The sequence below is a fragment of the Nocardia sp. NRRL S-836 genome (assembly GCF_001279525.1).
GTDB lineage: Bacteria > Actinomycetota > Actinomycetes > Mycobacteriales > Pseudonocardiaceae > Lentzea.
This window is the reverse complement of sequence record NZ_LGDY01000164.1, coordinates 85,836-109,729: the sequence shown is the minus strand read 5'-3', so window position 1 is coordinate 109,729 and position 23,894 is coordinate 85,836. Positions and strand designations below refer to the sequence as shown.

Below are 23,894 nucleotides of genomic sequence, written 5' to 3'. Positions count from 1 at the left end.
GGGACTGATCTTGTCGGTGCAGCGTGGTGAAATCGGGGCGTGGCACTTCCACCCCAGCTGGTCCGCAGGAAGCCGGAGACGCGCCCGCGTCCCCGGTGGGACGCCGCTGCCCAGCGCGTCTTCACGCAGGAGGGCTTCCTGCGCGTCCTCGGCGGCCCCGGCACCGGCAAGACGACGCTGCTGGCCGAGCTGGCCGCGCACGTCGTGCTGGAGCACGGAGCCGACCCGGAGAACGTGCTGGTGCTCACCGCGAACCGGCGTGCGTCCGTGGCCCTGCGCGCGGACATCACGCGGCTGCTGACCGGGCGGTTCTCCACGGTGCGCGAGCCGCTGGTGCGGACCGTGCACTCCTACGCGTTCGCGGTGCTGCGCAACCAGGCGGTGCTGCTCGGCGAGCCACCGCCGCGGCTGCTGTCCGGGCCGGAGCAGGACGCGATGGTGCGCGACCTGCTCGCCGGTGACGTCGAGCTGGGCGCCGCGCACTGGCCGGAGCGGCTGCGCCCGGCGCTGGAGCTGCCCGGCTTCGCCCACGAGCTGCGCGACCTGCTGCTGCGTGCGGCCGAACGCGGCCTGGGCCCGGAGGACCTGATCGAGCTCGGCGAGCAGCACGGGCGTGACGAGTGGGTGGCCGCCGGGCGGTTCGGCCGGCAGTACGAGGAGGTGAACCTGCTGTCGGGAATGGACTCCGCGACGGCGTTCGCCCCCGCGCTCGACGCCGCCGAGCTGGTGTCGGCGGCCTATGCGGCGTTCGTCACCGACGAGGACCTGCTGTGGGCCGAGCGGCAGCGCGTGCGGTACCTGCTGGTCGACGACGCGCAGCACCTCGACCCGATGCAGTACTCGCTGATCAGCTCACTGGGCTCGGGCGCGACCCGGTTCGTCCTCGCCGGCGACCCCGATCAGGCGATCTTCACGTTCCGCGGCGCCGACCCGGAGATCCTGCGCGACGTGCCCGGCGAGACGGTGGTGCTGACCCGGTCGCACCGGATGACACCCGAGGTGCGCGACGCGGTGGCCCGGCTGGCCGCCCGGCTGCCGGGTGCGTCGCCGGCGCGGTTCGTCGAGCCCGCCGATGGCGAGGGCTCCGTGCAGGTGCGGCTGCTCGCGTCGGCGGCGCAGGAGGCGACGTGGGTGGCCGACCAGCTGCGGCGTTCGCACCTGGCCGACGAGGTGCCGTGGTCGCGGATGGCCGTGATCGTGCGGTCGGCGACGCTGGCGTTGCCCGTGCTGCAACGCGCCCTGCTCGCGGCGGGCGTGCCGGTGGCGGTGCCGTCGGACGAGCTGCCGCTGGCGCAGCAGCCTTCCGTGCGTCCACTGCTGGCCCTGGTGCGGGCCGCGGCCACGCCCGGATCGCTGGACGAGGACACGGCGGCGATGCTGCTGTCCTCCTCGTACGGCGGCGCGGACCCGTTGGCGCTGCGGCGGTTGCGGCGCGGCCTGCGGCGGCTGGAGATGGCGGCGGGCGGCGACCGGCCGAGCGGCGAGCTGCTGGTCGAGGTGCTGCTGACCGAGGACCGCCTGGCTGCCCTGGAGGACGTCGAGTCGTTGCCGGCCCGTCGCATCTCGCACCTGCTGTCGTTGGCGCGCAAGGCGATCCAGCGTGGCGCCTCGGTCGAGTCGGTGCTGTGGGAGCTGTGGACGGCGACCGGGCTGCAGGAGCGGTGGGTCACGCAGTCCGCCCGCCGCGGCATCACCGGCATGCAGGCCGACCGCGACCTCGACGCGATCGTGGCGTTGTTCGAGGCGGCCGCGAAGTACGTCGACCGGCTGCCGGGTTCTGGCGTGGCCGGTTTCGCGGACTACCTGGAGTCGCAACGGATCGTCGGCGACACGCTGGCCGCGGCCGCCCCCGTCGGCGAGGCGGTGTCCGTGCTGACCGCGCACGCCGCCGCCGGCCGCGAGTGGGAGGTCGTCGCCGTGCCCGGCGTGCAGGAGGGCTCGTGGCCCGACCTGCGGCTGCGCGGCACGGTGCTGGGCGTCGAGCGCATGGTGGACGTGCTGGCCGGCCTGGAACCGTCGGTGTCCGCGGTGGCCCCGATCCTGGCGGAGGAACGCCGCCTGCTGCTCGTGGCCGCGTCACGGGCCCGGTCGAAGCTGCTGATCAGCGCCGTGCGCGGCGAGGACGAGCAGCCGTCGCGCTTCCTGGACGAGATCGAGTCGTCCGCCGAGGAGGAACGCAAGCTCCACCGCCCCCAGCGCGGCCTGGTGCTGTCCGAGCTGGTCGGCGAGCTGCGCCGCGTGGTGTGCTCGGACGCCGAGACCCCCGACCGGCGCTCCCGCGCCGCCCAGCAGCTCGCCCGCCTGGCCGAGGCGAACGTCCCCGGCGCCCACCCCGAGTCCTGGTACGGCGTCGCCGACGTCTCCTCGGAAGCTCCACTGTGGACCGAGGAGCAGAAGGTCAGCGTGACCCCCTCGACCATCGAGGTCATCACGAAGTGCCCGCTGCGCTGGGTCGTGGAACGCCACGGCGGCCAGGACCCGGCCGAGCTCGCCTCGGTGACGGGCACCCTGGTCCACGCCCTCGCCCAGGCAGCCGCCTCCGGCGCCGACGCCGCCCAGCTGCGCGTGAAGCTCGACGAGGCCTGGGCCGCCGTCGACGCCGGCGCCCCCTGGTTCTCCCGCCGCGAACGCATGCGCGTCGAGAAGATGCTCGACACCTTCCTCGCCTGGCTCGCCACGACCCGCAGCCAGCTCACCCAGGTCGCCGTCGAGGAGGAGATGTCCGTCGAGGTCCCGAAACGCGACGGCGGCCCCTGGCTCCAGGTCCGCGGCCGCGTCGACCGCCTCGAACACGACGCAGACGGCCGCCCGATCGTGGTCGACATCAAGACCGGCAAGAACCCGGTCTCGAAGGACGCGGGCCAGGAACACCCGCAGCTGGCCGTCTACCAGCTCGCCACCTCACTGGGCGGCTTCACGCACATCGGCCTCGGCACCGAACCGGGCGGGGCGAAACTGCTGTACGTGGCCCGCGAGGACAAGAAGACCGGCGCCGTGGAACGCACCCAGGCGCCGCTGGACGAGCAGGGCGTGCGCGCGTGGCTGGAGGTCGTGCAGGACGCGGCCGAGTCGGTGCTCGGCCCGTCCTACACCGCACGCGAGAACCCGGACTGCGACCGCTGCCCTGCGCGGACCACGTGCCCGGTCCACCCGTCGGGACGCCAGGTGAGCGAGTAGGTGGTCCGGCGCGTGACAGGTGGAGTGCCGGTGGGCGAAGGACCGTGCGGTGGCGCGTGGCCGCTGCGGTCCGGTGGCCTGCGGGCGGTGTGGTGGCTGGTGTGCGGTGTGGCGGTGCGGCTGGCCGCTGCCGTGGTGACGACCGGCGTGACCCTGTGGGTGGTGGGTGCTGTGGCGGTGCGGTCGGCGGGTGCGGTGGCACGGCGGCTCCCGGCCGCTGCGGCGTGGCGCGTGGCCGGTGCGCTCGCGCGCCCTGTGACCGCCAGCACAGCAGGTGACCTGCGCCTTTCAGTCGACCGCACGTCCGGCGCGCGTCTCTGCCTGGCAGGTGCGGGGGCGTTCGGCCCGGGTAGGAAGATGTGTCGGTGACGTTGCCCGGCACTCGCGACCAGCTCATCGCCTCGTGCGCTGAGCCGCGCTGCCGTGCGCGGGTGGCGGGCGTCACCGCGGGTGAGCGGTCATGACCGTCAGCCCCTTCGAGATTGCCGACGCCCTCGGCCTCAACAAGCCGACCCCCGAGCAGGCCGAGGTCATCGCCGCCCCCGGCCAGCCCGCCCTGGTCATCGCCGGCGCCGGTGCCGGCAAGACCGAGACCATGGCCGCCCGCGTGGTGTGGCTGGTCGCCAACGGCTTCGTGGAGCCCGACCGCGTCCTCGGTCTCACCTTCACCCGCAAGGCCGCCCGCCAGCTCGCGGAACGCGTCCGGGCGCGGCTCAGGAGGCTCGCCGGCTCCTCCCTCCTCGACGACCTCGACCCCAGCGGCGAGCGCAAGATGGCCGTGCTGACCGGGGAGCCGGTCGTGCTCACCTACCACGCCTACGCGGGGCGGCTGGTCACCGAGCACGGCCTGCGGCTCCCCGTCGAGCCCGGTGTCCGGCTGCTCACCCAGACCGCGTCCTGGCAGCTCGCGCACCGGGTGGTGTCGACGTGGGCGAAGGACCTCGACACCGACAAGGTCCCGGCGACCATCACCGGCTACCTGCTGTCGCTGGCAGGCGAGCTGGGGGAGCACCTCGTCACGCCCGAGCAGCTCGTCAGCCACGCCGAGAAGCTCACCGCGCTCATCGAGAACGCACCCAAGGCGCCCCGGCAGCGTGACGCGCTGCCCGAGAAGCTCAAGGAGGTCGTTGCCGCGCAACGGCTCCGGGTCGCGCTGCTGCCGCTGCTCGACGCCTACCAGCAACGCAAGCGCAAGGAAGCGGCCCTCGACTTCGCCGACCAGATGTCGCTGGCCGCGCAGCTCGCCGCGTTCCCCGAGGTGAACGAGGGCGAGCGGGCCCGCTACGGCGCGGTGCTGCTGGACGAGTACCAGGACACCGGCCACGCCCAGCGCGTGCTGCTGCGCAGCCTCTTCGGTGAGGGCGAGCCGATGCCGGTCACGTCGGTGGGCGACCCGGCGCAGGCGATCTACGGCTGGCGGGGCGCGTCGGCGGCGAACCTGCCGCGGTTCGCGGACGACTTCCCGCCGACGAGGAAGTTCGGGCTGCTGACCAGTTTCCGCAACCCGCCGGAGGTGCTGGAGCTCGCGAACGCGGTGTCGCTGCCGTTGCGGGAGGCCGGGCTCGACGTCGAGGAGCTGCGGGCGCGGCCGGGTGCCGGGCCGGGTGACGTGCGGCTCGCGTTGCACGCCGACATCCGGCAGGAGCTGGACTGGCTGGCGGACAACGTCGCCGCGCAGTGGGTCGCGCACCTCGACGCGGAGGGGGCGCCGCCGACCGCGGCCGTGCTGGTCCGCAGGAGGTCGGACATGGCGGCGATCGCGGCGGCGTTGCGGGAGCGCGGGCTGCCGGTCGAGGTCGTCGGGCTCGGCGGGCTGCTGGACGAGCCCGAGGTGCGGGACCTGGTGTCCGCCCTGCGCGTCCTGGTCGACCCGCTCGCGGGCACGGCGGCCGCACGGCTGCTCACCGGCTCGCGGTGGCGTCTCGCGGCACGGGACCTGGCCGCGCTGTGGACGAGGGCGCGTGACCTGGCCGGTGTCCAGTCACGACAGTCCGTTGTGGACGATCCGCTGCTCGTGATCGCGGACGCGCTGCCGGGGGAGCACGCGGAGCAGGCGGGGCTCGCCGACGCGCTGGACGACCCCGGCGACCCGGACGCGTACTCACCGGACGGCTACCGCCGCATCCGCAGGCTCGGCGGGGAGCTGGCGTTGCTGCGGCGCCGCCTCGACCAGCCGTTGCCGGAGCTGGTGGCGGACGTGGAACGGACGTTGCTGCTCGACATCGAGGCGATGTCCCGGCCGGGCATGGTCGGGCGCGCGCACCTCGACGCCTTCGCGGACGTGGTCACGGACTTCGCGGCGGCGAGCCCGTCGGCGACGCTGCCGTCCCTGCTCGACTACCTCTACACGGCCGAGCACGCCGAGGACGGGCTGGAGCCGGGCGAGATCGAGGTGTCCGAGGACCGGGTGCAGATCCTGACCGTGCACTCGGCGAAGGGCCTGGAGTGGCACATCGTCGCGCTGCCGCACTTGGTCAAGGACGTCTTCCCAGGCCGCAAGAAGTCGTCGTGCTGGCTCAAGGCGGTCACCGAGCTGCCCGCCGACCTGCGCGGCGACGCGCAGGACCTGCCGGTGCTGAGGCTGAGCGCCGGCTTCAACCGCAAGGAGGTCGACGAGGCCCTCGCGATCCACGCCGAGGAGTTCGAGGACCGCAGGCTGGTCGAGGAACGGCGGCTGTTCTACGTCGGCGTCACCCGTGCCGAGCACAGCCTGCTGCTGTCGGGCCACTGGTGGGGCGAGGCGGGTGACAAGCCCAAGGGCCCGTCGGTGTTCCTCACCGAGATGCACGAGGTCCTGCTGCGGGACGACGCGCCGGGCGACATCAGCGTGTGGGCCGACGAACCCGAGGCCGGCACGCCGAACCCACTTGCCGAGGACGTGAAGAGCGCGCAGTGGCCGGCCGATCCGCTGGGCAAGCGCCGTGACGCCGTCGTCGAGGGCGCCGAGATGGTGCTGGCCGCGCTGGACGAGCTGCGCAACGCGCCGCCGGAGCCGTTGCCGCTGGTCTTCGAGGAGGAGCCGGAGCCCGAGACGCTGTCCGGCGAGGACTACCCGCCGCCCGACGAGCCGCCGGACGAGGACTTCCCGCCGGAGCCGGAGCCGCTGCCCGACGACGTGGTCCCCGACGACCCCGAGCTGCCGCTGGACGCCGACCCCGAGGGCTGGGCGGCGGACGTCGACGTGCTGCTCGCCGAACGGGCCGCGTCGCTGAACCGGCGCGAACAGGTCCTGCTGCCCGACCACCTGAGCGTCAGCCAGCTGGTGGAGCTGGCCAAGGACCCGGACCTGCTGGCCCGCAGGCTGCGCAGGCCGCTGCCGTTCCCGCCGAACCCGCTGGCGCGCCGGGGCACCGCCTTCCACACGTGGCTGGAGAACCGGTTCGGTGCCACCCGCCTGCTCGACATCGACGACCTGCCCGGTGCGGGTGACGCCGACGCGGCCCCCGACACCGACCTGGAACGGCTGAAGGAGGCGTTCCTGACCAGTGCGTGGGCCGAGCGCACCCCGCACGACGTGGAGGTGCCGTTCGAGGCGGAGTTCGACGGCATCTCGGTGCGCGGCCGGATGGACGCCGTCTACAAGGACCAGGACGGCTGGACGGTCGTCGACTGGAAGACCGGCGCGGTGCCCGACGCGGAGGCGCTGCCGGCGTTGTCGGTGCAGCTCGCCGCGTACCGGCTGGCGTGGGCGGCGCTGGTGGGGGAGCCGCTGGACCGGGTGCGGGCCGCGTTCCACTACGTCCGGCACGACCACACGGTGCGACCGGCTGACCTGCTGGACGAGGCCGGTCTGAAGGAACTGATCAGGACTGTGGGCTAGTCCCCGCGGGAGCGTGCGAGGCCTTCAGCACGCGTTCGTAGAGCACTTCGAGGAGCCACCGGCCGAACAGCGACGGCCCGAACTCCGGCGACCGGTCCTCCGGCGGCACCATCAGGTCGGCGGAGTGCTCGTCCGCGACCACGACACCGATGCCGTAGTAGTCGAGCTCGATGAACGACCACGCCTGCGACTCGCCGGTCCGCGGCAACATGACCGCACACGGCGCGAGGGTCAGCAACGTGCCGCACGACTGGAGCGCCCGGTCCGTGGTCGACTCGCTCACGAGCACGCCGACCAGCTCGACGGCGGCGACGGGCAGGCGGTCGTGCGCGGCCGGCTCGAACCAGGAGCGGAACCACGACGGGTCCGCGCGCGGCGGCCAGCCGTTCTGGGTTCTCCACTCGTGGACCTCGGGCAGCAAACGCACCACCGCGGACACCTGCTGACCGAGCACGGCGACGTCCGGAACGGCGACCCCGTCCCAGCCGAGCGCGGCCGCGGCGCGTTGTAGAAGCGTTTGCACAGGGCGCATCCTAGAGTTCCTCGCGCGGTGAATGACAGCGTTTGCGGATACCTCGTTAATCACCACGGGGTGTGGTCACGGCGATGACTTCGCCACTTTCCACGCCCATGCGACGAGAGGGATCTGCAGAGGCAGGCGCCCATAGGCAATTGCCTTGGCTTTGGGTGATTTGTCCCGGAAATCGAGAGCCATTTTCACGTTCGCCGGAAAGACCGCGACGAACAGCGCCGCGGCGGCGAGACCACCGAACCGGCGGGTGCGCGGGGCGGCGACAGCGGCCGCGACGGCGAGCTCGGCCACACCCGACGCGTACGTCCACTGCCGCGGGGTGCCGGGCAGCGCACGCGGAACGATCGCGTCGTAGTACTTCGGCCTGGTGAAGTGGGTCGCCCCGGCCAGGCCGAGCAGTGCGGCGAGCGCCAACGCCGATCGCGCTCGGGAACGGTTCGGTTCCATGCGGTCACCCTGTCATGCCTACGCCGCGTAGGCGAGTGCGGCCTGGCCTATTCTCCACGGGCGTGGCAGGTGATTCTCATCATCCCGAGCGGTCCGCGGTCGCCGAGCTGGCCGACGACTTCGTCTCCGGGCTCCGCGAGTGGCTGACCATCCCGTCGATCGGCGTCGACCCGGCACATCACGCTGACGTGCACCGATCCGCCCGGTGGCTGGCTGACCGGCTCCGCGCCGACGGCTGGCCCGAGGTCGAGGTCTGGGACCACGGGCCCGCGTTGCCCGCGGTCTACGCGTGCTGGCCCGCCGAGGACCCCGGTGCCCCGGCCGTTCTCGTCTACGGCCACCACGACGTCCAGCCCGTCGATCCCGTCGAACGCTGGCAGCACCCGCCGTTCGAGCCCGTGCTCAGCGGCGACGAGCTGTACGGGCGCGGTGCGAGCGACGACAAGGGGCAGGTCGCGATGCACCTGCTCGGGGTGAAGGCGCACCTGTCCGCCACCGGGCAGAACGCGCCGAGCGTCACGCTGAAGCTGTTCGTCGAGGGCGAGGAGGAATCCGGTTCCCCGCACCTGCGAAAGCTGCTCGAAGACCACCGGGACGACCTCGGGTGTGATCTCGTGGTGTTCACCGACACCGCGCTGCACGAACGCGACGCGCCGACGGTGAACACCGGTCAGCGCGGTGTTCTCGGCGGCGAGATCACGTTCTTCGGCGGCACCGACGACGTCCATTCCGGCCGCGCGGGCGGCGCGATCCCCAACCCGGCGACGGCGCTCGCCCGGCTGGTCGCGGCGCTGCACGACGAGCACGGCCGCGTCCAGCTGCCCGGCTTCTACGACGACGTGCGTGAACCGTCCGAGCAGGAACGCGCCGACTACGCGGCACTGCCGTTCGACGAGCGGAAGTGGCTGGCGCACAACGGTGGCGGCGCGCAGGCCCTGGCCGGGGAGCCCGGCTACACCACGTTCGAACGGCTCTGGGTGCGCCCGACCGCCGAGGTCAACGGCATCTCCGGCGGCTACACCGGACCAGGCCTCAAGACGATCATCCCGGCGTCCGCGACCGCGAAGCTCAGCTTCCGGCTGGTGCCCGACCAGCTGCCGGAGAACGTCGCCGGCCAGCTGCGCGAGTTCGTCGCGAAGCACACGCCGGAGGGCATCAGGGCCGAGGTGAGCTTCCGCGGCACCGGCGTGCCGCCGTACGCGATCAGCCCGGACCACCCGGCCAACGAGGCCGTCCGCAAGGCGTTCGAACTGGCCTTCGACCAGCCCGTCCGGTTCGCGCGAGCCGGTGGTTCCGGACCGGCGGCGGTGCTGCAGGCGTGGCTGGGAGTCCCCCTGGTGTACCTCGGCGCCACCTTGCCGGATGATCGCGTCCACGCGCCGAACGAGCGCGTAGTCCTGCCTTTGCTCCTCAAAGGCGCGGAAGCGGCGGCTCACCTGTGGCGGATGCTGGCCGGAGAAGACGTAGCGATGAGGTTGACCCGATGAGCCTGTCTGACGAAGCGTCGCACTCGCTCGTCGGCGTGATCAGGATGCCGGACCAGGTGCAGAGCCCGGTCAGGGCGATCCTCAAGCGCGTGATCGGCGCGATGGCGGCGCTGCTGCTCGCGGTGCTGATCGTGTACCTGGACCGCGACGGCTACCGTGACGTGAACGAGGACGGCGTCTCGCTGCTCGACTCGTTCTACTACGCGACGGTGTCCCTCTCGACGACCGGCTACGGCGACATCACGCCCGCGTCGTCGTCGGCGCGGCTGGTCAACGTCCTGGTGATCACGCCGTTGCGGGTGCTGTTCCTGATCGTGCTGGTCGGCACGACACTCGAAGTTCTCACCGAGCGCTCCCGTCAGGCGTTGCGCATTCAGAAGTGGAGGCGGGTCGTGCGGGACCACGTCGTGGTCGTCGGTTACGGCACGAAGGGGCGTTCCGCGGTCGCGGCGCTGCTCGGTGACGGTGTCGAGCCCGGTTCGATCGTCGTCGTCGACACCGTTCAGGAGTCGCTCGACGCCGCGTCCGCCATCGGGCTCGTGACCGTGCATGGTTCCGGTACGCGCAACGACGTGCTGAGGGTCGCCGGTGCGGCCCGTGCGCGCGCGATCGTCGTTGCCCCGAACCGGGACGACACGGCGGTGCTGATCACGCTCACCGCCCGTGAGCTGGCCCCCAAGGCGCAGATCGTGGCGTCCGTGCGGGAACGCGAGAACGAGCACCTGCTCAAGCAGTCCGGCGCCGACTCGGTCGTCGTGTCGTCGGAGACGGCGGGCCGCCTGCTGGGCATGGCCACCGCGACGCCGACCGTGGTCGCGATGGTCGAGGACCTGCTCACGCCGGACGCGGGCCTCGCGATCGCCGAACGCGACGTCGAACCGGGCGAGGTGGGCGGGTCGCCGCGGCACCTGTCGGACATAGTGCTGGGCGTGGTGCGAGGCGGGAAGCTGTTCCGCGTCGACGCACCGGAGGCGGACGCGATCGAGCCGGGCGACCGGCTGCTCTACGTCAAGAAGGTGACCCCGGCCGGGGAGTAGGCAGCACGGCCGGTGCGCGCAGCGGCGCGTAGCGGAAGAGGAACGCGTAGAAGCCGCCCGCCAGCGCTGCCAGGCACAGCAGCAGCGCGGTGAGGCGGCCGGAGACGGGCAGACCGGCCGGGACGGACGCGGCGGACTGGACCATGTCGCCGTTGCCGTCCGCCGGCACCACGACCTCGACCGTCTCGCCTTTCCGGTGGCCGCACCCGTCGAGCTTGGCCTGCTTCTTCTGACCGTCGGCATCCCACTCGACGGTGTCCGTGCCCTGGCCGCAGGAGCCGCTCTCGACAACGGTCGCGGTCACCCGTCTGGGTGGCTCGGGGGCGCCCAGGACCCTCGTCGGCACCAGCAGGGCGACCGCGACACCGATGCCCACCAGTCCGACGACCAGCAGGATGAACACCCATCTGTCCGGGCTTCGCGGAACCGCCACACTGCGATGTTCGCAGACGCGGCGGCCCGCGTGGAGCCCAGGTTTACTTCGGCAGCTGACGCAGCTGGTCGACCTTGACGGTCTTGCCGTCCGACACCGAACCGGTCACCGCGACCAGGTCCCCGTTCTTCGGCTTCTCGCTGACCGCGGACAGGTCGAGCGGCGTCTGCAGGCCGTCCACCTGGATCAACGTGGCGTTGTTGCCGTTGACGTCCTTGATCGTGCCCTGCGCGTGGGCCTTGGCGAGCGCCACGGTGAGCGCCTTGCCGTCCTTGACCCGGACGGTGACCCGCTGGTCGGTCTTCAGACCGGCGAGGTCGCCGCCGCGCAGCTTCGTGTTGCCGTCGGTGGACAGCGACACCTCGCTGCCGTCGTCCTTGGTGATCGTGAGCTTGCCCGTCTCGACCGCCTTGACCCGGCCGACCACGAGCGTGCTGTCCTTGAGCTTGCCCACCTTGTCGGGGCGGCCCGGACCCTTGCCGGGACCGGGGTGGTGCTCCGCGAACGCTGCCACGGGCGGGCCGTCGGGGTTGTCGGCCGCCGCGGCGACCGCGATGCCGCCGACGGTGAGCCCGGCGGCCGCGACGATGGCGCCGGCCCACGCTGATTTCTTCGACATGGTCCCCAGCGTGCGCCCGGAGCCTGAATCTGAGCTGAAGGTGAGTCGCCGACTTCACGACTGATCAGCAGAATGGGGAGGTGTCCGCCAGGGTGTTGGTGATCGAGGACGCCGAGGCGATCGGCGCCGCTGTCTCGTCCGCGTTGCGCGAGTCGGGCTACGAGGTGCAGCACCGCCTGGACGGGCGTCAGCTGGAGGCGGACCTAGGCCGCTTCCGCCCCGACCTCGTGGTGCTGGACGTGATGCTGCCCGGCCGCGACGGCTTCCAGCTGCTGGAGGTGATCCGGCGCGCGTCCGGCGCGGGAGTGGTGATGCTGACCGCGCGCGACGGCGTACCGGACCGCCTGCGCGGCCTGTCCGGCGGCGCCGACGACTACGTGGGCAAACCGTTCGTGCTGGCCGAGCTGGTCGCGCGGGTCTCCGCCGTGCTGCGGCGGCTGGGCCGGACCCCGTCGACGGTGCAGGTCGGCGACCTCGTCGTGGACGCCGACGCCGGCGTCGTGATGCGCGCGGACCAGCCCATCGAGCTGACCGCGACCGAGCTCCGCCTGCTCGTCTACCTCGCCGCCCAGCGCGGCCGGGTCGTGTCGAAGACGCAGATCCTGACCGCCGTGTGGGGCTACGAGGACTACGACCCGAACCTGGTCGAGGTGCACGTCAGCGCCGTGCGCCGCAAACTCGAAGAACACGGCCCGCGGCTCGTGCACACCGTGCGTGGACTCGGGTACGTGCTGCGGGCCGAGGAATGAACCTCCGCACGGTGTCGTTGCGCCGCCGCGTGGCCGTGTCGGTGCTGCTGGTGCTGATCGTCGTGATGGTCGCGCTGGTGATCTCGGTCGACCGCACGTTCGCGCAACAGTCCACGAAGGACCTCGGCACGGTCGCCCTGGAGACCGAGAACCGCGCAGTGCAGATGCTCCGCGCCGGCCGCCAGCCCAAGCAGATCGCGAAGGAGCTGTCGCGCAACAACATGCGCGTCAAACTGCGCCTGCCCGACGGCCGCGAGTTCGGCGAAACCCCCGACGAACCCTCCCCTGGCCGCCGCGAGAAGGTCGTGCAGGGCGTGCGGGTGACCGTCGACGCCGACTACGGCGCCATCTCGGCCGCGCAGGGACGGCTGCGGAAGTTGTTGCTGCTGCTGGGTCTTGGCGCCGTGGTGCTGGTCGGCGCGGTGCTGTTCTTCGTGGTGCGCCGCGCCCTGGCGCCGTTGGACGCGATGACCTCGCTGGCCCAGGCGATCGCCGCCGGCCACCGCGGCGGCCGCCTGAACCCGTCGCGCACGGACACCGAACTGGGCCGCACGGCAGCCGCGTTCGACGGCATGCTCGACTCGCTGGAAGGCTCCGAACTGCGCACCCGCCGCTTCGTCGCGGACGCCGCCCACGAGCTCCGCACGCCGATCACCGGCGTGCAGGCGGTGGCCGAGGCCCTGGTGCAGGCTCCCGTCGACTCACCCGACCGCGACCAGATGTCGTTCCTGCTGGTCCGCGAGGCCCGCCGGGCCGGCCGGCTGGTGGACGACCTGCTGGCACTGGCCCAGCTCGACGCCGGCTACGAGATGCAACGCGAGCAGGTGGACCTGCTGGCGCTGGCCGAAGCCGAGGTGGCACGCACCCGTTTCGTGGCACCGGACTTCGACATCGCGGCCGAGGGCGTACCGGTCCTCGTGGTCGGCGACGGGCAGCGGCTCGCGCAGGTGCTGGCGAACCTCGTCGACAACGCGCGCCAGGCCACCGGTCCACAGGGGACGGTGCGGATCCGGGTCGACCTGACCGGGTTCACGGTGGCCGACAACGGGCCCGGGGTGCCGGAGGCGGAGCGGGAGCGGATCTTCGACCGGTTGGTGCGGCTGGACGACGCGCGGGACCGGCGGTCCGGGGGGTCGGGGCTCGGGCTGGCGATCGCTCGGGGGGTTGTGCGGGCGCATGGCGGGGAGTTGACGTGCGAACCGTCGGTGGGCGGGGCGGTGTTCCGCGTGGTGTTGCCGCGGGCGGAGGCGGGGGAAAACCAGTCGCCGGGCTGAGCGGTTGTTTGTTTGCATCACGGGTGTGGACGCGGTGGTGCAGGTCGTGCGGACGTCGTGGACGAAGTCGTCCCGCGGCGGGAACGAGGCTGCGGTGCGGAACTCGGCTCCGGTCGGGTTCCCGTTGGGCGGCACCGGTCCCGGCGTGACCGAGGTGCGGCTGCGGGAGGAGAACGGGTTCGCACCGGAGTGGGGATCGGTTCGAGCCGACTTCTGGGACGCGAACCGGTGGACGGTGGGCGACCTGTCGTTGAAGGAGCAGGACGGGCGGCTGCGGGTGTTCGTCGACGACGACAAGCACTACGCGCCACGGCGGCGTCGGCGGCCGACGGCGGTGCGGATTCGGGCCGGGGAGTGGGTTCGGTGGCAGATCAACCACCGGTATGCCGGCTGCGCCTGTGGGAGTCAGTGGCGGTACTCGTTGGTCACGGTGAACGTGGCTTACGGGGTGCGTGATGTCGGGGTGTTCCTGGGGGAGCCGACGAAGTTGGTGGATGAGCGGGCTTGGTTGAGGTGAGGATCTTCGACGCGGCTCGGGCGTTCCTGGGGCTCTGCCCCAGACCCCGACACTCCCAAAGAAGCCCCCAGCGCGGTGAGCGGGTTGATGGCACGCCTGTTTGTGTTGGGCGGCTGCCGGTTGGGTTGTGTGGTTGCGTTGCGGTGGGCGGCTGCCCCGCCTAGCTCTCACAGAGCGAGCCAGACCTGGGAGGGGATGTCAACCGGGCGAAAAGCGTGCCCGGTTGACATCCCCTCCCAGGCCCGGCAAACGATCGGAGCGCTAGACGGGGAAGCCACCCACCGCGGAACCGCCCGAGGAAAGACTGAAACGCCTCGCCTTCGGCTCGATCACACGGCTCACCTTCGGGCCGATCGCGAGCGCTGCCCTCAACTCGATTGCGCTCCCACCCGCGTTTCCATATTTGCGGGCGCGCGGACACATGTGTTTGAGACATGCCAGATAGACGAGGACCGGACCAGATCCGGACAACCTTCACCCGATCGAGTGGCGCGCTCGGCCAAACTCCCAGCTCCACCCCCGCAGCGAACGGCTACGAGACCTGCGCGGGAGGCGCGGCGAACGTGTTGCAGGCGGCCGTCGAGTTCGACTTGAAACCGGTTGACGCCCACGCGGCCTGGTTGTTGGCCGAGCCGTGCGCGTTGTTCTCCGGCGTTTCCTCGACCGCGTACTGGAAGTCCTCCTGGGCCAGCTGCGCCAGCGAAGGGGTGACCGAGCCGCGGCCTGCCGCTGCGGTCAGGAACATGCCTGCGAAGCAGTTCGCCTGGAGTTCGATGCGGCGCGACATTTCCAGGCCTGCCGGGGACTTCTCGCCCGCGTCCGTGATCTTCAGGTCGGCGGCGCGTAGCAGGCCGGTGAGGGCTTGGACGTGGTGGCCGTACTCGTGGGACAGGGTCGCCAGGTGGGTGGCCGGGGCGTCGCCGCCGCCGTTCGAGCGCAGGCGGGAGGTGGGCATGTAGATCGTGCGGTTGCGGCCGCAGTAGTAGGCGACCGCGTGGTCGGATTCCGGGGCGGCGCCGCAGGGGCCGTCCTTCAGGATCGGGGAGGCGTCCAGCGCCGGCTTTTCGAACGGCATGTTCGCCGCGGCGAGCAGTGGGGCCCAGGCGGCGTCGAGGCAGGCGACGCCTGCCGTGTAGTACGCGGCCAGGGCCGGGTCGGAGGTGCCGAAGCGCGGGAGGTCGCAGGTCACCGGCTCCAGCGGGGCGGGCTTGAGGAGCACCGGGTGGTCGGCGAGGCGGTAGACGGCGCGCGGGCGGATCGGGGTCGACGGCTCCGTGGCCGGTGGGGGCAGGGGGCGCGAGGACTCGGCGAGGGCGTGGCCGGAGACGACCTGCGGGCCGCTGAGTTGGCCGATGCCCAGGACGAACGCGACTACCAGCGCGAACACGCCCGCGAGTGTGAACGGGTTGTTCCCTGCCGGTTGGGTCACGTGGTGTGCCTTTCGCTACGAGACGTACTGGGCCTCGGAGGCCCAGGTGTTGCAGAGCGACGCCTGGTTCGACGAGTAGCCCTGCTTCACCCAGTTCGCGTTGTTCTGCGGTGTGCCGTGGTCCTTCGTGGGGTAGATGTCGTAGTCACCCCGGTTGCCCGCGTCGGTGAGGCCCGTCTGGATCACGTCCATCGGGACCGCGCCGTGGGACAGCGGTGCCAGCGTCATGCCGCCGAAGCAGGTCGCCTGCAGCTCCATCCGGCGGTTCAGGTCGAGGCCCTTCGGAGTATCCCACCCGCCCGCGTCGTACTGCGCGCGGTCCGAGGCTTTGAGCATGCCGGTGAGCCACTGGATGTGGTGGCCGTACTCGTGGGCGAGCTGGCCCAGGTACTTGCCGGGGTGGTTCGGGTTGTTCGGGTTGCGCTCGGCGGCGTAGGCGTTCGCCGTCCAGTAGATGCCGCCCTGGCAGTAGCGCGCGGTCGAGTCCGGGCGCACCGTGCCGCACGGGTACTGCATGGTCTCCGTGACGATGTGCAGCTCGACGGGCTGGTACGGCATGTTCGCCGCCTGCAGCGCGGGCTTCCACATCGCCTCGATGCACGGCAGCGCCGCGCGCAGGTAGCGCTCCTGGCCCGCCGGCGAGTAGTCCATGGCGGGCAACGGGCAGCTCGCCAGGCGGTTCGCGCCGATGTTCGGCTTCAGGAACGGGTGGTCCGCCAGCGCGTACACGGCCTTCGGACCCACCGGCGTCGACTGGGCCGAGGGGGTGCGTGCGGTGGTCGAGCGCGACGGGGCCGTTGTCGTGGTCGCCTGCTCGGTGGTGGTGTAGGTGTACGTCGGGCTGTAGGTCGTGTAACCCGAGTAGCCCGCGTCCTTGACCTTGTTGCTCAGGGTCGCCGCGAACACGCCGACGGCGCCGAGACCGAGGATCACCACACCACCGAGGATCAACGCCACGATCGGGCCGTTGCTCTTCTTCCGTGGCGGCGCCGGATACGCGCCGTAACCGCCCCACGACGGCTGCGGTGGCGGCATGACCTGACCGGGAGGCGGGCCGAACTGACCGGGCGGCGGCCCGTAGTGCCCTGGCGGCGGTCCGTAGTGACCGGGCGGCGGGCCCATCGGCGGGCCCTGTGGCGGCATGCCGGGTGGTGGCCCGTAAGGCGGACGCTGCGGTTGCCCGAGCGGTGCGGGCATCGGCGGCGGGCCGACCGGGCGTGGCGGCGGCCAGTTGCCCGGCGGCGGTGGTTGCGTCATCGCCTGAGGTCCCCCCAACGGTGTGCCTGGGTCGGGTACGAGCATAGGCGGACGAGATCTTCGTGTCCCCCGACCGGGCTAACGCGTCCCGTCCACACCCCTGGGACGCGCCGGACGGCCGGCCGGTTCACGCGACGTCCGCCGAGGCCGCCGCCCACGTGTTGCAGGCGCTCGTCTTGTTCTGCTTGTGGCCGTGCATCACCCAACGCTGGTTGTTGGGCTGGCTGCCGTGGTCAGGCGTGCGGGTGTAGTCGCCGCGTTGACCGGCGTCCTGCAGACCGGTGTTGATGACGTCCATCGGCAGGACGTTGTTGCGCGAGAGAGGCGCCAGCGTCATGCCGCCGAAGCAGGTGGCCTGCAGCTCCAGCCGCCGGTTGAGCTCCAGGCCCTTCGGCGTGTCCCAGCCGCCCGCGTCGTACTGGGCCTGGTCCGAGGCGCGCAGCATCCCGGACAGCCACTGGATGTGGTGGCCGTACTCGTGGCCGAGCTGCCCCAGGTACTTGCCGGGGTGGCGGACCGCGTTCGGCTCGTTCGCGTAGAACCCGGCCGGCCAGTAGATGACGCCGCGGCAGAAGACGGCGGTCTCGGTCACGGTGTGGTTGCCGCACGGCGTCTGGACCGTGCCGGTGTGCGTCTGCAGCTCGACCGGCTGGTACGGCAGGTTCGCCTTCGTGAACATCGGCTTCCACGCCGCCTCGATGCACGGCAGCGCGGCCTGCAGGAAGCGGTCCTCACCGGCGGGCGAGTAGTCCATCGCCGGCAACCGGCAGGCCGCGATGTCGTACGCGCCGAACGTGGGCGAGTCGAAGATCGGGTGGTCGGCGAGCTTGTAGACGGCCTTCGGGCCGGTCTGGGTGGGCGGCGCGCTGGTCGGCGTGCGGGTCGACGACGTCGTGCTCGTTGTCGTCGTCGTGGTGGTCGTAGTTGTTGTGTAGGAGTACGTCGGGCTGTAGGTCGTGTAGTTCGAGTAGCCCGCGTCCTTGACCTTGCTGTTCAACGACGCCGCGAACCCGCCGACCGCCGCGATGCCGAGCACGGCCACGCCGCCCAGCACCAGGGCGAGGACGGGGCCGTTGCCGCTCTTGCGGCGCGGGGGGAGTGCCGGCGGGTACGGCGGGAAACCTCCGGGGGCGCCGGGGTGGCTCCACGGGGGGTGCGGCGGGGGCATGACCGGGCGCGGTGGCGGGAGCGGGGCACGGCCGGGTGGCGGCAACGGTGGGGCACCCGCGTGGCCCAGGGTCGGGTGGCTCGAACCCGCCTGGCCGTGGCCGACCGGCTGCGGGCCCAGTGGAGAACGGGCGGGCGGCGGACCCACGGGCAGCGCGGGCAGCGGCGGGCCGTGGGGTGGTGCGGTCGGCGGGCGGCCCATCGGCGAGCGAGCGGGCGGTGAGTCCACGGGCAGCGCGGCGTGCGGCGGACCCATGGGCGGTGCGGCGTGCGGCGGACCCAGCGGTGCGGCGTGCGGTGGCGCGGCCGGCGGGCGGCCCATCGGCGAGCGGACGGGCGGCGGCCCTACGGGCGGTGCGGCGTGGGACGGACTCACCGGCGGCTGGCCCATCGGCGGCTGGCCCACCGGAGGCTGGCCCATCGGGCGCGTCGGCCGTGACGCACCGGCGGATGGACGCGTTCCAGACACTCCGGGCGGGCCCTGGACCGGTCGGGGAGGCATCGGCGGCCCGTGCGGCGGTGCCGCGGGCACGGGTGGCCGGCCGACCGGGCGCGGTGGTGGCCGATCGCCCGGCGGCGGTGGTTGCGTCATCGCCGAAAATCCCCCAGATGGCGTCTATTGGAAACAGCGCCAGAGCTTATGGCGACTCCGCTATTGTCCGCAGCCGTGTTGAGAAACTGGGGCGTGGCTGTGTTCGCCGCCATCGCGTTGACCGCTGTGGTGCCCGTCGGCGCGGCGGTCGGGGCGTTCGCGCAGCCGCTGCCGGGGACCGTCAGCACCGAGGTGCGGATGAAGCTGGAGCGCGACGCCCGGCTGTCCGTCACCGAGACCGTCCACGTGCCGGACGGCAAGACCGTCAAGCGGACCGTCCCCTTGCGACTCGCGGTCGGCAACGACCTCGAACGCAAGTTCAAGATCACCAATGCCGAGGTCGACGGCAAGGGCAGCGCGACCGTCGGCGACGACGACTTCTCGCTGCGGCTCGACGGCGGCGACGCCACGGTCACCTACACCGTCGAGGGCGCGGTCGCCCCGGTCGGTGACGCGCTGGAGGTCCGCTGGCAGGTCGCCGGCGGCTGGGACACCGAGCTGGACAAGGTCTCCGCCACGTTCTCCGCGCCCGACTCGCCCACGTCGGTCAACTGCCTCGCCGGGCCGGTCGGCTCCTCGCAGCCGTGCACGAGCGCGGACCTCGCCGACGGCAAGGGCGTGCGGGCGCAGGAGATCAAGCTCGCCGCCGGTGAACGGGTCGACGTCGCCGTCGGGCTGTCCGCCGGTGTCGTGCCCGCGAACGCCGTGGTGGTCGAGGCCTCCGGGCTGGCCGCCGCCTTCGCGCTCACCCCGGTCAGCGGTGCCGCGCTCGGTGGCCTGCTGCTCCTGCTGCTCGGCGGCGTCGTGCTGCTGTGGTTCCTGCGCGGCCGGGACGCGGCGGCGCTGGCGAGCGAGGTGGGCGCGATCAGCGTGCTCGTGCGCGACCGGGACAACCGGGTCGCCTTCGCCTCACCCGACGGCGTGCTGCCCGGCCAGGTCGGCACGGTCGTCGACGAGCACGTGGACGTCGTGGACGTGACCGCCACGGTCATCGACCTCGCGGTGCGCAACTACCTGTGGATCGCCGAGGTGCGGCAGGAGGACGGCTTCGGCCACGACTGGCAGATCGTGCGGCGCAACCCGGCCGACGACTCGCTGTCCGGCTACGAGAAGGCGGTCTACGAGGCGCTGCTGCCGGCCGGCGTGGACGCGGTGACCGTGTCGCAGCTGCGCGGCCGCGGCATCGACCTGGCCGGGGTGCGCGACCGGCTCTACGCCGACGTGGTGGAGAAGCGCTGGTTCGCACGCCGCCCGGACGCCGAGCGCAGCCTGTTCTGGTGGGTCGGCGTGGTGGTCGCCGGGCTGGGCGTCATCGCCACGGTCGTGCTCGCACTGACCGTCGGCAACGCCCTGTTCGGCCTGGCCGTCGCGGTCGCCGGGGTGGCGCTGGCGTTCGGCGCCCGCTCGATGCCCGCCCGCACCAAGCGGGGCAGCGAGCTGCTCGAACACGTGCGCGGCCTGCGCGGCTACCTGCACGGCGTGCGGCCGGACGACGTGCCGGAGGAGGACCGCGAGCTGGTGTTCTCCCGGTCGCTGCCGTACGCGGTGGTGCTCGGCGAGACCGAGCGCTGGCTCGCCACGTTCGGTCAGCAGGACCTCTACTGGTACGGCAACTCGGGCACCGGAACGGATTTCCGGCGCAGCTTCCCCGCGTTCCTGGGGGCGCTCGACGGCGTGCTCGCCCAGGCGGGCCACCTGCGATCGCTCCGGACGCCGAACCCGTAGGCTGGCGGGCATGGCCTCACCCGAACTGCACAGGTTCACGTTGCCCAACGGCCTGCGGGTGGTGCTCGCCCCCGACGCCAGCGCACCGGTCGTCGGCGTCAGCGTGCACTACGACGTCGGCTTCCGCTCCGAGCCCGAGGGCCGCACCGGCTTCGCGCACCTGTTCGAACATCTCATGTTCCAGGGCAGCGAAAGCCTGGAGAAGCTCGCGCACTTCCGGCATGTGCAGTCGTCGGGCGGCACGTTCAACGGGTCGACGCACCCGGACTACACGGACTACTACCAGCTGCTGCCCTCGGCGGCGCTGGAGCGCGCGCTGTTCCTCGAGGCGGACCGCATGCGCGCGCCGAAGCTCACCGAGGAGAACCTCCGCAACCAGATCGACGTGGTGAAGGAGGAGATCCGGCTCAACGTGCTGAACCGCCCGTACGGCGGGTTCCCGTGGATCCTGCTGCCGCCGGTGCTGTTCAAGACGTTCGCCAACGCGCACAACGGCTACGGCGACTTCGTCGACCTGGAGAGCGCGACGGTCGACGACTGCGCGGAGTTCTTCGACACCTACTACTCGCCGTCGAACGCGGTGCTGACGATCGCGGGCGACCTCGACGTCGAGACCACGAAGGCGTTGGTGGACAAGCACTTCGGTGACGTGCCCGCGCGGCCCAGGCCGGAGCGCCCGTCGTTCGCCGAGCCCGCCCCGCAGGGCGAGGTGCGCCACGAGCACGGCGACGCGCTGGCCCCGTTGCCCGCGATCGCGATCGGCTACCGCGTGCCCGACCCGGTCACCGACATCGACGGCTACCTCGCCTACCTGGTGCTCGCGGGCGTGCTGACCGACGGCGACGGCTCGCGCCTGCAGCAGCGCCTGGTGCACCGCGAGGGCATCGTGATCGACCTCAACGCCGGCTGCGGCCTGTTCGGCCCGCTCGAGGCGCGCGACCCGGACACCTTCAGCATCACCGCGATCCACACGCCGGAGGTCGACGCCTCCCAGGTCGTCGCGGCGATCGACGAGGAGCTGCAGAAGCTCGCGCAGGAGCCGCCCTCGGCCGAGGAGCTCGCGAAGGTCACCGCCCGCTGGGCCGCGACCATGCACAAGGAGCACGACCGGCTCACGAACCGCACGCTGGGCCTCGGCTCCGCGGAGCTGCTGTTCGGCCGCGCCGAGCTGATCTACGAACTGCCGGAGCGGATCGCCTCGGTGACCGTGGACGAGGTGTCGGCCGCCGCCAAGGCACTGCGCCCCGACTCCCGCGCCCTTCTCTTCGTCAAGCCCACCGGAGGAGCCCAGTGACCTCGGCCCAGACCCACCGCACCGCCGAGGAGATCGGGCGCACCGAGATCGGCCCGCGCCCGCTTCCCGAGCTGGGCAGCCAGAAGGTGGCCGCCGAACTGTCCACCGTGGACACCACGCTGCCGAACGGCCTGCGCGTCATCGCCGTGCAGCGCGCGACCGTGCCGATGGTCGAGGTGCGGCTGCGCGTGCCGTTCGCCGACCCGGCGCGGCCCGGCAGCGGCTCGACGCACGCCGCGCAGGCCGAGATCCTCGCGAACACCGTGCTGACCGGCACCGCCACCCGCAGCCGCGTGGCGATCGACACCGAGCTGGCGCTGGTCGGCGGCGAGCTCGACGCCGTGGTCGACCCGGAGCGGCTGAGCTTCACCGGCAACGCGCTGGCCACCGGCTTCGGCACGGTGCTCGACGTGCTGCGCGACGTGCTCACCGACGCCGCCTACCCGGCCGAGGAGGTCGAACGCGAGCGCGGCCGCCTGGTCGAGCGCATCACGATCGCCCGCTCGCAGCCCAACGTCATCGCCCGCGAGGCGTTGCAGCGCGTGCTGTACGGCGACCACCCGTACGCCAAGGAGATGCCGGAGGCCGACGAGGTCGCCGCCGTGTCCCGCGACGACGTGCTGGCGTTGCACCGCAAGGCGTTGCTGCCGAAGGGCTCGACCCTGGTCGTCGTCGGCGACGTGGAGCCGGCCGAGGCGGTCGCGCAGATCGGTGCCGCGCTGGAGTCGTGGCAGGGCGAGGACGAGGCCGTCCAGCTGCCGCCGCTGCCCCCGGTCAAGGGCGGCGACGTGCTGCTCGTGCACCGCGCCGGCGCCGTGCAGTCGCAGATCCGGCTGGCCGCGCAGGCCATCCCGCGCACCGACGAGCGCTACCCCGCGCTGCAGCTCGCGAACCTGGTCTTCGGCGGGTTCTTCTCCTCGCGCCTGGTCGAGAACATCCGCGAGGACAAGGGCTACACCTACGGCGCCCGCTCGCACCCCGAGTTCACGATCCACGGCGCCACGCTGCTGATCGACGCGGACACGGCCTCGGAGGTCACGCCGGCGGCGCTGCTGGAGACCCGCTACGAGCTGGCGCGCCTGGGCATGGTGCCGCCGTCGCAGTCCGAAGTGGACGTCGCACGCCGGTACGCGATCGGGTCGCTGCTCACCAGCACGTCGTCGCAGGGCGGCCTCGCGTCGTTCCTGGTGAACCTCGCCGGACTGGGCCTGGACATCGACTGGCTGGTCACGCACCCGCAGCGGCTGGAGGCCGTCACGCCGGAGCAGGTCGCGGCCGCGGCGCTGGAGTTCTTCGCTCCCGCCAACTTCACCGGCGTGCTCGTCGGTGACGCCGAGCAGCTGGCGCCGAAGCTCCGTGCCCTGGGCGGGGTTCAGGTTCCGTGAGCTTCGACCTAGTCGGCCTGCCCGCGCTGTCGCGGGCCACGGTCGACCGCAACGAGCCGCTGCGCGGCGACGAGGAGCAGATCGCCGCGCTCTGGCCGAAGTCGCGCGTGATCGTGGTCGACACCAGGGGTCGCACCCTGGTGTCCGGCCGCGGCACGAGGATCGTCGACCGTCCGGCGACGGACTTCGGCGACCAGCCCCCGCTGAACGCCGTGCTGCTCGGCGCCCAGGACGACGTGGCGTTCTGGGCCGTGCCGGTGCCCGCCGAGGACGGCGACGCACCCGTCACGCCCCGCGGCTGGTCGGCGCCGGAGCTGACCGACGAGCCGCAGTGGCTCGACCTGCGCCAGGCCGGCGCGACGCTGGACGACATGTGGGCGGGCCTGTTCACGACCGCGGCCGCGTTGTTCCAGTGGCACCGGCTCGGCAGGTTCTGCGCCAAGTGCGGTTCGCCGACGGTCGTGACGAAGTCCGGCTGGCACACCGAGTGTTCCGGCTGCGGGCGCGAGGAGTACCCGCGCACCGACGCCGCGGTGATCTGCCTGGTGCACGACGGCGCCGACCAGGTGCTCCTCGCGCGCGGCCCGGAGTGGCCGGAGGGCCGGTTCTCCGTGCTGGCCGGGTTCGTCGAGGCCGGTGAGTCGCTGGAGGCCTGCGTGTCGCGCGAGGTCCTCGAAGAGGTCGGCGTGGCCGTGCGGGACATCCGCTACCTGGGCTCGCAGCCGTGGCCGTTCCCGCGCTCGCTGATGGTCGGCTTCGAGGCGGTCGCCGACCCCGCGGACCCGTTGCTGCTGGCCGAGGGCGAGATCGCCGAGGCGATGTGGGTGTCGCGCGCGGACGTGCGCAAGGCGATCGAGCAGCCGGGCAGCGTGCCGGGCCTCGGGCTCGCCGGTGGTGCGTCGATCGCGTTCCGGATGCTGCAGTCCTGGTCGGGGGCGTCGAGCTAGGTCCGC

19 protein-coding genes are annotated in these 23,894 nt (G+C 72.4%); 12 read left to right on the top strand and 7 right to left on the bottom strand.

From position 1 onward, the window contains the following. Positions 1-39 precede the first annotated feature (39 nt). The 3 genes from ADL03_RS42385 (at position 40) to ADL03_RS42375 (ending at position 6,997) form a co-directional block, all read left to right on the top strand. Entirely contained in the window at positions 40-3,177 is a 3,138-nt protein-coding gene (locus ADL03_RS42385) for an ATP-dependent DNA helicase (protein WP_157529757.1), read from the top strand. 30 nt (positions 3,178-3,207) lie between these two features. After that, positions 3,208-3,546: a hypothetical protein gene (locus tag ADL03_RS42380; RefSeq protein WP_053739304.1), complete on the top strand. Its 339-nt coding sequence runs from the start codon at positions 3,208-3,210 to the stop codon at positions 3,544-3,546. A gap of 91 nt (positions 3,547-3,637) precedes the next feature. After that, positions 3,638-6,997, top strand: a complete 3,360-nt coding sequence (locus tag ADL03_RS42375) for a UvrD-helicase domain-containing protein (RefSeq protein WP_053739303.1) — start codon at positions 3,638-3,640, stop codon at positions 6,995-6,997. Here ADL03_RS42375 and ADL03_RS42370 read toward each other — a convergent pair. Then, positions 6,981-7,520: a hypothetical protein gene (locus tag ADL03_RS42370; protein WP_197289137.1), complete on the bottom strand. Its 540-nt coding sequence runs from the start codon at positions 7,518-7,520 to the stop codon at positions 6,981-6,983. The genes ADL03_RS42375 and ADL03_RS42370 overlap by 17 nt on opposite strands. Positions 7,521-7,595: 75 nt before the next feature. Next, positions 7,596-7,976 (bottom strand): hypothetical protein, encoded by a 381-nt coding sequence (locus tag ADL03_RS42365; RefSeq protein ID WP_053739301.1) that lies wholly within the window; start codon positions 7,974-7,976, stop codon positions 7,596-7,598. A gap of 62 nt (positions 7,977-8,038) precedes the next feature. Between ADL03_RS42365 and ADL03_RS42360 the strand changes: the two genes are divergently transcribed. Both ADL03_RS42360 and ADL03_RS42355 read left to right on the top strand, forming a co-directional pair. After that, a complete protein-coding gene (locus ADL03_RS42360; RefSeq protein WP_197289136.1) occupies positions 8,039-9,463 on the top strand; it encodes a M20/M25/M40 family metallo-hydrolase in 1,425 nt (474 codons plus the stop codon). Next, positions 9,460-10,500 carry a TrkA family potassium uptake protein gene (locus tag ADL03_RS42355; RefSeq protein ID WP_053739300.1) on the top strand — a complete coding sequence of 347 codons (1,041 nt, stop codon included), beginning with the start codon at positions 9,460-9,462 and terminating at the stop codon, positions 10,498-10,500. Before ADL03_RS42360 ends, ADL03_RS42355 begins: the two co-directional genes overlap by 4 nt. Here the strand turns inward: ADL03_RS42355 and ADL03_RS42350 are convergent. Further along, positions 10,472-10,903, bottom strand: coding sequence for a hypothetical protein (locus ADL03_RS42350; protein ID WP_053739299.1), 432 nt, complete (start codon positions 10,901-10,903; stop codon positions 10,472-10,474). The two genes, ADL03_RS42355 and ADL03_RS42350, sit on opposite strands and share 29 nt — an antisense overlap. A gap of 73 nt (positions 10,904-10,976) precedes the next feature. Beyond that, positions 10,977-11,552 (bottom strand): hypothetical protein, encoded by a 576-nt coding sequence (locus tag ADL03_RS42345; protein ID WP_053739298.1) that lies wholly within the window; start codon positions 11,550-11,552, stop codon positions 10,977-10,979. Positions 11,553-11,632: 80 nt separating this feature from the next. Here ADL03_RS42345 and ADL03_RS42340 point away from each other — a divergent pair, with 80 nt between their 5' ends. The 3 genes from ADL03_RS42340 to ADL03_RS42330 are packed head-to-tail and all read left to right on the top strand — an operon-like array spanning position 11,633 to position 14,092. Further along, positions 11,633-12,301, top strand: coding sequence for a response regulator transcription factor (locus ADL03_RS42340; protein ID WP_053739297.1), 669 nt, complete (start codon positions 11,633-11,635; stop codon positions 12,299-12,301). Continuing rightward, positions 12,298-13,575, top strand: coding sequence for a cell wall metabolism sensor histidine kinase WalK (locus ADL03_RS42335; protein WP_053739296.1), 1,278 nt, complete (start codon positions 12,298-12,300; stop codon positions 13,573-13,575). Before ADL03_RS42340 ends, ADL03_RS42335 begins: the two co-directional genes overlap by 4 nt. Positions 13,576-13,600: 25 nt before the next feature. Beyond that, positions 13,601-14,092 carry a hypothetical protein gene (locus ADL03_RS42330; protein ID WP_063798897.1) on the top strand — a complete coding sequence of 164 codons (492 nt, stop codon included), beginning with the start codon at positions 13,601-13,603 and terminating at the stop codon, positions 14,090-14,092. 532 nt (positions 14,093-14,624) lie between these two features. Here the strand turns inward: ADL03_RS42330 and ADL03_RS42325 are convergent. The 3 genes from ADL03_RS42325 to ADL03_RS42315 all read right to left on the bottom strand — a co-directional run bounded on the left by ADL03_RS42325 (position 14,625) and on the right by ADL03_RS42315 (position 18,321). Further along, entirely contained in the window at positions 14,625-15,479 is an 855-nt protein-coding gene (locus ADL03_RS42325; protein ID WP_197289135.1) for a neutral zinc metallopeptidase, read from the bottom strand. A 57-nt stretch (positions 15,480-15,536) separates the two neighbouring features. Further along, a complete protein-coding gene (locus tag ADL03_RS42320; protein WP_197289134.1) occupies positions 15,537-16,778 on the bottom strand; it encodes a neutral zinc metallopeptidase in 1,242 nt (413 codons plus the stop codon). Between the two features lie 127 nt (positions 16,779-16,905). After that, positions 16,906-18,321, bottom strand: a complete 1,416-nt coding sequence (locus tag ADL03_RS42315; RefSeq protein ID WP_197289133.1) for a neutral zinc metallopeptidase — start codon at positions 18,319-18,321, stop codon at positions 16,906-16,908. Positions 18,322-18,612: 291 nt separating this feature from the next. Between ADL03_RS42315 and ADL03_RS42310 the strand changes: the two genes are divergently transcribed. From ADL03_RS42310 to nudC, 4 genes are read left to right on the top strand one after another with little or no spacing between them, the layout of a single operon-like run. After that, the gene (locus ADL03_RS42310; RefSeq protein WP_053739293.1) at positions 18,613-20,262 is read left to right on the top strand and encodes a DUF2207 domain-containing protein; all 1,650 of its coding nucleotides are present in this window, start codon (positions 18,613-18,615) and stop codon (positions 20,260-20,262) included. Positions 20,263-20,272: 10 nt separating this feature from the next. After that, positions 20,273-21,556, top strand: a complete 1,284-nt coding sequence (locus ADL03_RS42305) for a pitrilysin family protein (RefSeq protein ID WP_053739292.1) — start codon at positions 20,273-20,275, stop codon at positions 21,554-21,556. Continuing rightward, positions 21,553-22,941: a pitrilysin family protein gene (locus tag ADL03_RS42300; protein ID WP_053739291.1), complete on the top strand. Its 1,389-nt coding sequence runs from the start codon at positions 21,553-21,555 to the stop codon at positions 22,939-22,941. Before ADL03_RS42305 ends, ADL03_RS42300 begins: the two co-directional genes overlap by 4 nt. After that, entirely contained in the window at positions 22,938-23,888 is a 951-nt protein-coding gene (gene nudC / locus ADL03_RS42295; protein ID WP_053739290.1) for an NAD(+) diphosphatase, read from the top strand. Before ADL03_RS42300 ends, nudC begins: the two co-directional genes overlap by 4 nt. Positions 23,889-23,894 lie beyond the last annotated feature (6 nt).